This is a genomic window from Bacillus ndiopicus, from assembly GCF_000612805.1.
GTDB classification, from domain to species: Bacteria; Bacillota; Bacilli; order Bacillales_A; family Planococcaceae; genus Metasolibacillus; species Metasolibacillus ndiopicus.
The window spans coordinates 185,233-198,223 of record NZ_HG964403.1; the positions used below are offsets into that span (position 1 = coordinate 185,233).

Annotated in this window: 10 protein-coding genes; 6 read left to right on the forward strand and 4 right to left on the reverse strand. The window is 37.5% G+C overall.

Annotation, left to right across the window (positions count from 1 at the left end):
• Positions 1 to 220 precede the first annotated feature (220 nt).
• The 4 genes from TY13_RS00875 to TY13_RS20810 all read left to right on the forward strand — a co-directional run bounded on the left by TY13_RS00875 (position 221) and on the right by TY13_RS20810 (position 4,899).
• Positions 221 to 1,945: an ABC transporter ATP-binding protein gene (locus TY13_RS00875; RefSeq protein ID WP_042470502.1), complete on the forward strand. Its 1,725-nt coding sequence runs from the start codon at positions 221 to 223 to the stop codon at positions 1,943 to 1,945.
• On the forward strand, positions 1,942 to 3,753 hold the full coding sequence (locus TY13_RS00880; protein WP_042470504.1) for an ABC transporter ATP-binding protein: 1,812 nt from the start codon (positions 1,942 to 1,944) through the stop codon (positions 3,751 to 3,753). Before TY13_RS00875 ends, TY13_RS00880 begins: the two co-directional genes overlap by 4 nt.
• A 24-nt stretch (positions 3,754 to 3,777) precedes the next feature.
• The gene (locus tag TY13_RS00885; protein WP_042470506.1) at positions 3,778 to 4,656 is read left to right on the forward strand and encodes a GNAT family N-acetyltransferase; all 879 of its coding nucleotides are present in this window, start codon (positions 3,778 to 3,780) and stop codon (positions 4,654 to 4,656) included.
• A 105-nt stretch (positions 4,657 to 4,761) separates the two neighbouring features.
• Positions 4,762 to 4,899: a hypothetical protein gene (locus TY13_RS20810; RefSeq protein WP_195891639.1), complete on the forward strand. Its 138-nt coding sequence runs from the start codon at positions 4,762 to 4,764 to the stop codon at positions 4,897 to 4,899.
• Positions 4,900 to 4,902: 3 nt separating this feature from the next.
• On the opposite strand, the gene helD is transcribed toward TY13_RS20810, so the two are convergent.
• Positions 4,903 to 7,131, reverse strand: a complete 2,229-nt coding sequence (gene helD / locus TY13_RS00890; RefSeq protein WP_042470508.1) for an RNA polymerase recycling motor HelD — start codon at positions 7,129 to 7,131, stop codon at positions 4,903 to 4,905.
• A 284-nt stretch (positions 7,132 to 7,415) separates the two neighbouring features.
• Between helD and TY13_RS00895 the strand changes: the two genes are divergently transcribed.
• Positions 7,416 to 8,012 (forward strand): 50S ribosomal protein L25/general stress protein Ctc, encoded by a 597-nt coding sequence (locus TY13_RS00895; protein WP_042470510.1) that lies wholly within the window; start codon positions 7,416 to 7,418, stop codon positions 8,010 to 8,012.
• A gap of 135 nt (positions 8,013 to 8,147) precedes the next feature.
• Here the strand turns inward: TY13_RS00895 and TY13_RS00900 are convergent, their stop codons facing one another.
• Both TY13_RS00900 and TY13_RS00905 read right to left on the reverse strand, forming a co-directional pair.
• The gene (locus TY13_RS00900) at positions 8,148 to 8,876 is read right to left on the reverse strand and encodes a LytR/AlgR family response regulator transcription factor (protein WP_042470512.1); all 729 of its coding nucleotides are present in this window, start codon (positions 8,874 to 8,876) and stop codon (positions 8,148 to 8,150) included.
• The gene (locus tag TY13_RS00905) at positions 8,857 to 10,140 is read right to left on the reverse strand and encodes a sensor histidine kinase (protein ID WP_042470513.1); all 1,284 of its coding nucleotides are present in this window, start codon (positions 10,138 to 10,140) and stop codon (positions 8,857 to 8,859) included. Before TY13_RS00905 ends, TY13_RS00900 begins: the two co-directional genes overlap by 20 nt.
• Positions 10,141 to 10,271: 131 nt before the next feature.
• Between TY13_RS00905 and ccsB the strand changes: the two genes are divergently transcribed.
• Positions 10,272 to 11,414: a c-type cytochrome biogenesis protein CcsB gene (ccsB, locus tag TY13_RS00910; protein ID WP_042470516.1), complete on the forward strand. Its 1,143-nt coding sequence runs from the start codon at positions 10,272 to 10,274 to the stop codon at positions 11,412 to 11,414.
• A 469-nt stretch (positions 11,415 to 11,883) separates the two neighbouring features.
• Here ccsB and TY13_RS00915 read toward each other — a convergent pair whose 3' ends face one another.
• Positions 11,884 to 12,906: a DUF2804 domain-containing protein gene (locus TY13_RS00915; RefSeq protein ID WP_042470518.1), complete on the reverse strand. Its 1,023-nt coding sequence runs from the start codon at positions 12,904 to 12,906 to the stop codon at positions 11,884 to 11,886.
• Between the last annotated feature and the right edge of the window lie 85 nt (positions 12,907 to 12,991).

Consider the following 12,991-nt stretch of genomic DNA (forward strand, 5'->3'; position numbering starts at 1 on the left):
ACAAGCTATTTATTAAATCAACCACAAGTTACGATGATGAACCGGAAGTTTAATTTTTAAGAATATTGTGGCATAATTATATTTCGAGTTACAAAATAAATTAAACGGCAATCAGTGGAGTTTTTCTTATCTTCATTGATTGTTAGTTTTTACTAATGGGGCTTTTACAGGCAGCAACTGTTTGCCTGCTAAATAGCTCGTTGTAATAAGGGGTGTTACGATGAAAACAGTGTTTTCTTATGTGAAGCCATACAAATGGCCCGCAATAATAGCTCTCATTCTAATGTTGATTGAATTATTTGTTGAGCTTGCGCAACCGTTAATAATGGCAAAAATAGTGGATAATGGGATTATAGCACAGGATGGACAAGCGATATGGTACTGGGGTTTAGTTATGTTTGGCCTGTCAGTATTGGCATTAACAGTAGGCATTATTAATTCATATTTTGCCTCACACGCTGCTCAAAGCTTTAGCTATGATTTACGCAATGCTTTATTTAGCAAAATACAGTCATTTACAATGGCGACATATTTAAGATTTCCAACCTCGAGCTTAATCACACGTTTGACAAGTGATATTACGCAAGTTCAAAATGTCTTTTTCATGAGTTTGCGTATTATGCTACGTGCACCACTTGCGGTTATTGGGAGCATGGTAATGGCGTTTATAGTAAATGCCAAATTGGCTTTGTTTTTAATGATTGGCGCTCCGATTTTAGTTATTTTTTTAGCGATTATGGTAAAGCGCGGCGTAACATATTTTAGCGAGGTACAAGGGCGTCTTGACCGAGTGAACCGCGTGCTACAAGAAAGCTTGCAGGCGATGCGATTAGTGAAGGCTTATATGCGTGGACAGTATGAGGCAAGTCGTTTTAATGGAGTTGCTGAAGCATTAAAAATAGATACTGTGAAAGCTTTGCGTACAATGGAGCTTATTATGCCAGTCTTACTGTTAGTAATGAATTTAAGCTTACTTGCAGTGCTTTGGTTTGGAGCATATGAAGTAAACAATAACGATACTCAAATAGGGGATTTAATCGCAATCGTTAACTATGCAATGCGCATGACAGGGGCATTTTCGATGTTTGCCTTTATTATTATCGCTTTTGCTCGTGCAAAGGCTTCAGCAGAGCGTATGGAGGAAATACTAATTATTGAGGATGGGCTAGAAATTCGCACAAGACAAGCCGAAGAGTTTACTGAAGCTGAATTAGGAACAGTTTATTTTGATAATGTATCATTTGCATATAATGGTGAGCTGAATGTATTACATAATGTATCATTCGATGTAAGACAAGGTGAAAAGCTAGCGATTATGGGGGCAACTGGGGCTGGCAAATCAACGTTGCTGAATTTAATACCTCGTTTTTATGAGACAACTAGTGGGCGTGTATTTGTGAACGGACGTGATGTCAAGGAATGGGATTTGGATGATTTACGTGCAATGATTGGCTTTGTTCCACAGCAATCGCTACTTTTTACAGGTTCTATTTTAGAAAATGTCGGATGGGGTAAGACTGATGCAAATTTAACAGAAGTAGAGGCTGCAGCGACAAAAGCACAAATACATGAATCTGTTGAGAGCTTCCCAAAAGCTTATGAGACGCGTGTTGGACAAAAAGGTGTAAATTTATCAGGGGGACAAAAGCAACGTTTGTCCATTGCACGAGCACTTATTCGGAAATCACAAATATTAATATTAGATGATAGTACCTCCGCATTAGATGTAAAAACAGAGGCTGCTTTATGGGATGCTCTAGAAGAAGAGCGAGCAACGATGCTTGTTGTAACGCAAAAAATTCGCACAGCGCGTGGGGCAGATAGGATTTTGCTCTTAGATGCAGGGCGTGTAGTAGGCTTTGGTAGCCATGATGAACTCTTACAAACAAGTGAATTATACAAAAAAATTGCACAATCACAGCAAGAACAGGGGGATGAGCTATGAAATTCTTAGACAAACCTTTCGGCTACGAGCGTGTGTTGACAAAGGAAGATTTGCAACAGGTAACAAAGAAGAAAAAAGGACCCCGTGCAAATGATTGGAAGTCTACATTGGTCCGTATTTGGAAAATTGTTGACGAACAACGTTTTCTATTAGTTATGGTGCTTGTGATGGTTGTTATTAGCTCGGCTTTAGCGTTAGTAGGCCCATTTTTAATTGGGCAAATGATTGACAACTATATTGTGCCAGGTGATTTTGATGGCATGTTATTAATGATAGGATTGCTTATAGCAATTTATGTTGTACTAGCATTATCGCTATATTTGCAAAACTATTGGATGATTGGGATTGCACAGCAAACGATTTATCGCATGCGAGTCGGCGTTTTTAATAAATTATTACATCTGCCAATCAGTTTTTTTGATAAAAGGCAGCACGGAGAGCTAATGAGCCGTGCGACGAACGATATTGAAACGGTAAGTGCGACATTAAATAGCGCATTTATTCAAGTGTTCTCTAGTGTTTTAACATTAACGGGAACAGTAATTGTTATGCTCTATTTAAGCCCGCTTTTAACTTTTTTGACGATGATTATTATTCCTGCAATGTTTATCGCAATGCGCTTTATTACACGTAGAACAGGTAAGCTTTTTAAGGAGCAGCAGGCAGCTGTTGGTGCACTTAACGGAATGATTGAAGAAACGATATCAGGTCAGCGTATCGTTAAAGCATTTTCGCAGGAGGAGCGTGTCAAAGAGGAGTTTCGTGAAAAGAGTGCTCGCCTAAGACTAGTAGGCTTTTGGGCGCTAGCATATTCAGGTTATATTCCTAAGGTGATGAATGCCTTGAATAATGTCAGCTTTGCGATTGTAGCAGCAGTTGGGGGCTTACTTGCATTGAATGGGCAAGCATCGATTGGGGTGATTGTTATTTTTACGGAATATGCTCGTCAGTTCACACGACCATTAAATGACTTGGCTAACCAATTTAATACGGTATTATCTGCAATCGCAGGGGCGGAGCGTGTGTTTGCGATTATGGATGAAGCAAATGAGGTTGAAACAGGGCATATAGAAAAGGACCGTCAGCTAAATGGGGCAGTCGCTTTTCAAAATGTTTCATTTAAATATGAACAGACAGAGGCCGAACATACATTAAATAATGTTAGCTTCTCTGTACAACCAGGACAGACAGCCGCTTTAGTAGGAGCCACAGGTGCAGGTAAAACGACAATTATGCAGCTAATTTCGCGCTTTTATGATACAAATGAAGGTGCGGTACTATTTGATGGTATTGATGTGCGTGATTTTACGCGTGAAGCTTTACGTAGCCAAATGGCATTCGTATTACAGGAGCCCTTTTTATTTGAGGCAACTGTTTATGAAAATATCCGCTACGGTCGTTTAGATGCGACAGATGAAGAAATTGAGGAAGCAGCTAGAAAAGCAAATGCGCATGACTTTATTATGAAATTACCACAAGGCTATAATACATTATTAACAGCCGATGGAAGTGAAATATCACAAGGGCAAAAGCAATTATTATCAATTGCTCGAGCTTTTGTAGCAGATCCCGTGATTTTACTGTTAGATGAAGCAACAAGTAGCATTGATACAGTAACTGAAATGAAAATTCAAGAGGCACTTGAAGTGCTAATGGAAGGACGTACAAGCTTTGTTATCGCGCATCGTTTAAATACGATTCGAAATGCTGATGTTGTCTTTGTAATGCAGCAAGGAGAGCTAGTAGAATCTGGCTCACAAGAGGAGTTAATTGCTAAAAACGGTGTTTACGCTTCGATGGTAGGTTAAACAGAGGAGGGGAAAGAGGATATAATGAGTTTTTCAACCGTAACGGTATCGTTTCCTGTTGATTCGGAAACATTTGAGGAGATGCTGACGCTGTGTAATGATGCTGCACAGGCTGATGGCGTACAATATGGGCTTATTATGAATTTACAGGCTGCAAAAAATTATGAGATGTCAGGTTTTTGTGTACTCGCTTATGATGATGAGCACAATAAGCTTGTTGGCCTGGCAAGTGCGATTGATATGATGGGCCTGCACACGTATGAATGGTCAATAGTTGTGGCACCAGCATATCGTAAGCTTGGTATCGGGCAGTCATTATTACAAGAAGTTTATAATGGTTTATCTATACGTGGTGCAGAAGGCGAGCTTGCTTTAACGTTAGAGCAAGGTCCATTTGGTGCAGAGTTTTTAAAGAACAATGGCTATCGTTATAGCTTTTCCGAGGCTACTTTACAAGGTGAGGCACAGGCTGTACAGCAACCAGAAAATATTGAAATTCGCCGCTATCAAGGAACGGATCAGCAAATGTTAATCGAAACATTTATGGGCGCATTTGGAGATACTGAGGAAGAAGCACAAGATTTAATTGCCTATAATACAACATCGGAAAATTTGATTTTATGGGTTGCAGTGATGGAAGATACTGTTGTAGGGACAGTAACTACGCGTGAGGAAGGAGCAGCTCAGTGGTTAACTGCATTAGCAGTGCACCCTCAGCATGAGAGGCAAGGCATCGGCTCAGCGCTATTAAATTGGGTACGGCAGTTAGCGTATGATTGCGGACAGCAGCATGTCCTGCTAGATGTTGAAATTGATAATGCACGTGCACTCTCAATCTACGAGAAGGCTGGGTTTATTAAAGTAATGCAAATAGATTATTATGTCTATGTAAAAGAAGCATAATCTCGCTTTTTCTCTCATATAAATATAGTAAACTAAGGCTGTTGGGAAAGATTGTCCGACAGCCTTAAGTTCGTTTCATTTAATCAAAACTAAAAAGGAGATTTTATGATGCGTATGCCTGCACTACCTAGAAATCGTAATGAAGCAGAGAAAAAGACTATTTTTCAAAGATTGCGTAGAAGGATCTCTCAAAAGTGGTTTGCAAAAAAGCCATTTTTTAAAGTGCCGCCTCGCCAAGAATAATGGCTATAACAAGAAAGTTTCCTTTGTTGGTCCTACTAAGTACAACTCATGCATGGCACGAGTTAAAGCTACATACAATAGCTTGCGGTCGATGGCATGATCATAAAAGGCAATATCAAAAGCGGCGATGATAACAGCATCAAATTCAAGCCCTTTTGCTAAATGGCAAGGAATCACCAACAATGTTGTTTGGTCAATGCTGGAATTTTCATTTAGCTCTGCAGCATTGACGGAGTGAGCTTGTAGTAGTGCAACGAATTTTTTCGCTTCCTTTGTCGTTTTACAAATAAGGGCAATTGAGCGGTGACCAGCTGCTAGAATCGATTCGTATAGCTCAGCGATTGTAGCTGCATCAAAATCTTCAGCCTCAATAAAAGTAGGTGCTTTTCCGTGGCGCACAACAGGCTCAACTAATGGCAAATCTTCATCCATTTTAGCTAGTATTTTATTAGCTTCTTCCATAATTTCGATTGTTGTCCGATAGCTTTTTTGTAATGTTGCATATGTCGCTCGTGGGAATAGCTCTAGCACAGGTGCCCATTCAGTTACGGAACGGTAGCTATGAATACCTTGTGCTAAATCTCCCACCATTGTAAACATATCTGTTTCAAGCCCTGTCTTTAAAGCTGTGAGCTGGAAGATGCTATAGTCCTGTACTTCATCAATAAAGACGACGCGCATTTTCCACTTTTCATCAATACCTTTAATGCGTGCATGTAAATAGTACAGAGCGGCTAAATCCTCTAGTGCCCAACGTTCTTTTATATGTGCCTGCAAAAATTGCTCCTGTTCCTGTAGCGTCCATTCAAGTGCTAATTCTTGTAAAAGCAAACGATTTGAAACGATATCACGATAGGTCGCTTTAATTTTCAATTTACTAAAGCGCTTCATATAAGAAGACGTAACTGTTTTTGCCTCTGCTTTAATTTTAGGTATACGTGCATCCCGTTCATCAATGTACTTTGTAACAATACGACGGCGATTTTCTGCATCACGTATGCCATTTAAAGCACGTCCAATTGCTTCTTCATAACGCTCATTCAAGGATTTTAAAATAGCAGTCGTTTTTCGCTTTACTTCTGTTTGAATAACTAATTTAATACGCTCTAGCCTTTTTTCAATTGGCATATAGGCAAATTCATGTAAAAAGAGCTTTTGTAAATGATTGCCGCGCACAATTCGATATTTTTCTAAAAAAACATCTTCAAATAATGAGGCGAGCTGCTCTTCGTAGCGCTGTACGTAGCGTTCCATTATATCACGATATACTAGTGAACCTTTTACTTGTGGAATTGAAAATGTAGGCAGTGCAGCGTTACTGTTCTCTATAATATGTTCTAATTGTTCATTTGGATTTTGCAGCTTTAGTTTAATACCGATAGCATTTTGCACATAATCTGCATATGTTGTTTGGCAAATTTTATCGACACCTAGCTCTGGTAGCACATCGCCAATATATTCGATAAATAACTGGCTTGGCGCCAAAATCATCAGCTGCTCAGGCTTAAAATGTTCGCCCATTGTGTATAGGAAGTATGAAATACGATGTAGGGCAATTGTAGTTTTTCCACTACCAGCAGCACCTTGTACTAGTATGGGCTGGCGCAAGTGCGCACGAATAATTTCATTTTGTTCTTTTTGAATTGTCGAAACAATTTCTGTTAGGCGAACATCTGCCTTACCAGCAAGTGCATCCTGTAGTAACTCGTCATTTGTCGTCAAATCCACATCTTGAAAATCAAGTAACTGTCCCTGTTCAATCTTATATTGGCGCTTACCAAATAAATGGCCAGAATGCTCCTCTTCGCGAACTTGATATGTCATATCGCCAAGCCGTCCATCATAGTAAACATTTGCTACAGGTGAACGCCAATCCACGATAATTGGCTCATTTGTTTCACGATCAAAGAGTGAAGTTTTACCGATATATAGAAATTCCTCTTGTTCATCCGTACGTTGGAAGTGGATTCGTGCAAAATAAGGCTTTTGCATCACAGCCTCTAATCCTTCTTTTTGTGTACGAGCCATCTCAAAAAATCGAGCATTCGTTAAAATATTCAAAAAACTATCACTAGAATCAATGTATTCAAGATTGGTCATTGCGGAGCGAATATTTTGCTGTGCTGCCTGCAAGTCACGTTCAGATGCAGATAAAATATCATGCATATATGTCTTTGTCCGTTCTAACCGTTGTACCTCGTCTTGATAATCAGGATGTTGCAATTTGTCCATTCCTCCAATCATATATCAATTACGCCTCGGCGTAATTGCGTCCAGATTTTTTCGAGTAAGCTCGAAAAGCTCTCTTTAAAAATCTGTGACACCCGCCGGAGGCTCTGTCCAGATTAAGCAGAAATTTGTACACCTATCTCTTTAAAGGTAGGAGGTCTTCTGCTTAATTAAGATAAGTCAGAAATTCATCTTACCAAATTGTAGAAGAAGTAGGCAAGTAGTAGCTGATGTTTAAAAGTGATTCATGCTGGGTATATATAATAACATAGAAAGGGGAAGATACAATGAGTACAGCTTTAACTACAAATAAACGCACACGAGGGCAGCATTCAACATTGACAAAGCTGCGTCAGAAAGGTGCGATTCCAGGAGTAGTGTATGGCTATCAAGTTGAGTCTACACCAATTTCAATTGATGCGAAGCAATTTATGAAGGCATTATCTGACAAAGGTAGCAACAGTATTTTTCAGCTTGAGCTAGATGGTAAAAAGGTCAATGCAGTGTTATCAGAGGTACAGCGTGATGCTTTAAAAGGCTTTATTAAACACGTTGACTTTCAAGTAATTAATATGTCAGAGGATTTAGAAGTAAGTGTACCAGTAACCATTACAGGTGATTCGGTTGGTGTAGCAGAAGGTGGTTTATTGTTACAGCCGATTCGAGATATAACAATTAAAGTAAAACCGAATGCAATACCTGAAACAATTGAAGTGAATGTGACAGATTTAGCAATTGGCTCATCATTAACTGTCGGAGATATTCGTTCGCAGTATAATTACGATATTTTAAATCTAGATGAAGAGGTATTAGTCACTGTTACACCACCAGTTGTGAACGAAGAGCCGACTGAAACAGAAGATGAAGTAGTGGAAGAAGAATAGAATTTCAAAATAAAATCTTAAAAAGAAGCCCAGGGAATTTTACGAACAGTAAAATTCTCTGGGTTTTGTTTGCTCTTACATATTAATTAGTTATGCAAAGTTTCAATGTTATTGAAAAAGAGGTTGTTGGCACCTTTATTTGTTCAATGCTTTTTGAAGAGCTTTAAGTGAACGAAAGGCAACAGTGCAATGGCTGCCATTTTCCATGATGATATAACGCTCTTTGAAATTCACTTCCTTAATATTTTTTAGATGGACTAAAATACTTTTGTGACAACGGAAAAAGTCATCACCTAAATCGAGTTCCTTTAAAGAGCCGTAAAATGAATAGCAGCCGTTGCGTTCATGAAGTTGGATTTTATGTGGCTGTGAGGCTGTTTCGAAAAAATAAATATCCCCTAATGCTATATTTTTCACTTTCTCTCCGATTTTTATTTGGAACCATTTGGTCTGATCTGTCATACCAAGCTGTCTATATTTAGTAAAAGCTGCTTGCAATGCCTCAGTAATATCAGTTTGTATTTGTGCGGGCGAATCTTTCATAATAAAATCAAGTGCCGCTAATTTATATTTAAAAGTCAACGTTAAATACTGGGCGTGAGTTGTAATGAAAATAATATGAGCAAGCGGATCTTGCTGGCGTATCGCTTGAGCAATATCTAAGCCGTTAACGCTACTATTAAGCTCAATATCTAGTATGTAGCAATCAATTTGTGTATGTGCCATCTCTTTTAGTAAACTAGAAGGCTGATTCGTACAAGATGCGATATGAATACTAGGAGCTTGAAATAATGCGTAATTTTTTATCGTTTCAACAATTAGATTTTGATAGAAGGTATCATCCTCACATATTGCTATTCGCATATTCTTCGCCCCTTTCAATAAGTAATTCTTGTACAAACCATTCATCTTCGACATATGTATTGAGCGTAATATTTGGATATTGTTTTAATAATTGCTGTACATTATACAAGCCTAAGCCTTGGTTATTTCTTTTAGTAGAATAATTCTCTTCAAATAGTTTTGTTAGATTAACATAGCTTTGAACTGTTGTGTTACGTATAACTATTAGCTGCTGATTTTCGCTAATTATTAAAATAGCCAACTCAATTTGTGGTGCTTGATGTTGTATGCTTGCTTCAGTAGCATTATCAAATAAAATACCAACGAGCCGTACTAAATCAATGGATTCGATAAAAAAATGTTCAATTGTGTTTGGTATTTCTACATTCATATGAATGGAAAGATTATGGGCTTTGACGATTTTAGCGCTGAGAAGCCCTTTTAGTTCTAGTAATTTAATATGTTCTAACTGCTGAAGACTACGAATAGATGGTGATTGGGTAGTCGAAATCATTTTTTCGAAATAATGTTTAAGCCCCTCTAAATTTTCTACTTCTATATAACCTCTTATTGCTACTAATATGTTGGAATAATCATGCTGAACCTGCTGAATTTCTCGATTCATTTGCTCAAGCTGCATTGTATATTCATAAAATGACTCTTGAACCAATTCCTTTTGCTGAAGCATGCTCTCTTTTCTAACAACCTGTAGCAATATTTTGGCTGTGACAAAAAGAAAAATAGAATAGCAGAGCAGCAAGCTTAAATTGAATAGTGAAAGCGATATATCTCCCTTGTTCAGAGGGATAAAAATCGTAACATAAAAGACAATAAACGTTATTATTGCCATTAAAATCAACAATAGTTCTATTTTTAATGGCAGAATAGTCATTTTATTTGTAAATTTTTTATATGCGTAAAGCGCTGATGTAAATAATAAAGCTACTAGCAATGCATGTAGGATGATTGAAAGGTGAAGTGACTCGATTAATAACAAGCTAGCGTACTCCACCAAGACAGCTAACAATAAAATGACGATACTATGTAAAAAGGCGATGCTTTTTTTCGTTATATAGTAAAAGAAAATGCCACTTAATAAAACACTTAAAATAAGTGCGACCCAATGGTCTGGTGCGCAGTAAATAGCGCTTGCAGCAATGCAGGTATTTAACAATAAAGTAAAAGCTAGCAGTTTGATAGTAAGACGAATATGTAATAAATAAAAGAGTGAGCCAAAGACAATTAAGTAATTTAATAAGCTAAAAGCCCAAAATGGTGAATCCATTAACTACATCCTTCCAAATCATAAGACGTTTAAGAGGAATTTTCTAACGCTTAAGATAAAGTTCAGCTTTTTCTAGTACAAGTTTTTACAATGTATAGTATAGCATTTGCGTAATAGAAAGAGGGAAATGGATGAATAACGAACAATATTTTTCAATAAGCAGTAATGCTTTATTGCTAGCTTTTATTTTATTACTTATTGCAATTGTTCCATTTGGCTTTGCGACAAAATCAAGACACACTGTAAGCTGGAAAAGCGCATTAGCTTTGACATGGATAGCTTTTATATTACAAATCATTTATTTTGTTTGCAGATGGAAGGCGGTTGGGCATGCACCAGTAAGTAATATGTACGAATTTATGACGTTTTTCGGTATAATGCTAATCGGTGCAGTATTGTTAATTAGTTATCTTTATAAACAATGGTCGATTGGCTTTTTTGCTCTCCCTATTGCACTTATAGTTTTAGGATATGGTAGTGTATTTACAAATAAAGCTGCGCCATTAATTCCAAGCCTGCAAAGCAATTGGTTGGCAGTTCATGTTATTACAGTAGCTGCTTCGAGCGCTGTATTATCTGTAGCTTTTGTAACAGGTTTAATGTACTTGTTAAAAACAGCAACAACAAAAACACGTAGCACAAAGTGGCTTGAGCTTGTACTGTTTAATTTAATTGTTGTAGTGGGGTTTATTTTAATTTCAACATTGTGTCATTTATTTTTCAGCCCTCAAACTGTTGAATTTATAAACAAAGGGGGGCAAACAACTGTCGCCACATATACATTACCTATCATCATTTCGAATGATACAGAAGTAGGTATAATTAAATTAACTACTAGTATTAATGCAAAAAAACTTAATACAATTGTGTGGTCTTTTTTAGTAGGAATAGTGTTATATTTAATTATTCGATACACGACGCGTAAAACACTCTGTGAAATTTTGAAGCCTTTTACATTGCGTATGGATTTGAGACTACTTGATGAAATTTCTCATCGAGCTATTTTAATTGGATTCCCCTTATTTTCTCTAGGCGGGTTATTTTTTGCGATGATTTGGGCACAAATTGCATGGGGGAGATATTGGGGGTGGGATCCAAAAGAAGTATGGGCACTAATTACATGGCTATTTTATGCAGCCTTATTACACCTTCGCTTAACGAAAGAATGGGAAGGGGAGCGAACAGCATGGCTTGCGATTATCGGTTTTGGACTTATTGTATTTAATCAAGTGTTTGTTAACCTAGTTATTGCAGGGCTGCATTCTTATGCATGAAATTATTTGGATTCAGCGGGCGATTGTCGTCCGCTGAATCCAATAGTCTAAAATTCATCATAACCTAGTAGTACAAAATCATCTTTGGAAAGTTTTGTTTCTTTCTTAGCTTGATAGATTTTTATGTTATCTGTAAGGTTGTGTATTGTGTCTTCTAAAGCTTGCTCTATTGAAGTGCCAAACCCTATTCCGCCTTCATAACCACCTTCATTTAATGGATCTTTTAATCTAAGATTCGTAAATCCTGTAAAACCACTCTCATGAACATTGGAGTAAATACTTTGTCTTTCGTAAACCTTTACTTTAAAAACCCCATAATGAATAATCCCATCTTCAAATACTTCTTCAAAAAAATTTAACGCAGTAATTTCAAATTAGGCAACGCACTTTTCTATGCAATCAATATGATTGATTTTGATATCTTTCCAGCTCAATAATAGATCTCCTTTAATTTTATTGAAATTAGAATCTACCACTTCGCAACATGTTCTTCAATGCAACCTAACATTTGCTGAATTGTTAATGTTTCGCCATCAGGCAATGCGATTGTTCCATGATAATAGCCTACAAGCTGATGTACTTCAGACGTAACTAATTTTGCGTCTGTTTTTGCTACTCGTTCAAAAAAAGGTGTGAATGTCAGATTTACTTGATTGCTTGATTTAGATTGGATTGCCCAAGGCTGCATAAAGTTGGCACGATTATATGTAAAGGTTACATCCTCACTGATTTTTGTCATTTTGCCATCAATGAAAATAGCATTTTCTGTCATTCCTGTTCCATCGGTCCACTGCCCACCGAAATTGAGTCCAATGCGTCGATCTCGAATACGCTGCGAAGCCATTCCCCAGTTCCAAATCGCTTTGCGTGGCCAAACTCCACGGCCGTAATCAAGTACCGCAAAACATTCCTCTGCGTTAAAAGTATAGCTTCGTTGTCCAATATGAACCGTACCAGAAGTAGGCAATGTATGATGCTTAGCGGTAAATTGGAATAATTGTCTATTCCAAGGGATGACAACATTTAATGATTCATCTTGCTGAGGATGCTGAATTATTAGGTCTGCCTGTAAATATTCATTATCGAAATCTGGTATGGAAACAGAGAGCTGTGTTGTATCATTGTTATAAGTAAAGCGAACATTTAGCTCGTTATGCGTAAACTGCACAGTTTCTAGCACTTGTGTTGGCATTTTTACACCTGTGCCAAGTGGGATTGTTACTGTTTTTTCGAAATAGCGCTGTGTTTCATATTCTAAAAAATAAACGAAGCAAACAGCTGCGTAATCCAAATGGCTAATGGTTGCTGAAAATAGTATATCTTCGCCGTAAACACACCAATAATTCCATTTTTTCTTCCGTAAATAGTGACCGGTAACGTTGCAATCAATCAACGGTTTTTTGGCAAAACCAATTGCAGCAGGATTTAAATTTCCTTTTTTATCACATAGTGGTGTTGGAACCGTCACTTCACGTTCTGCAATTAGCTTCATAAAAATCATCCCCCCTGCATAATGCTATTACTGAATAGTGTAACAAAACATAAGTGAATATGGGAGCTTTAGACACGAAAGATGT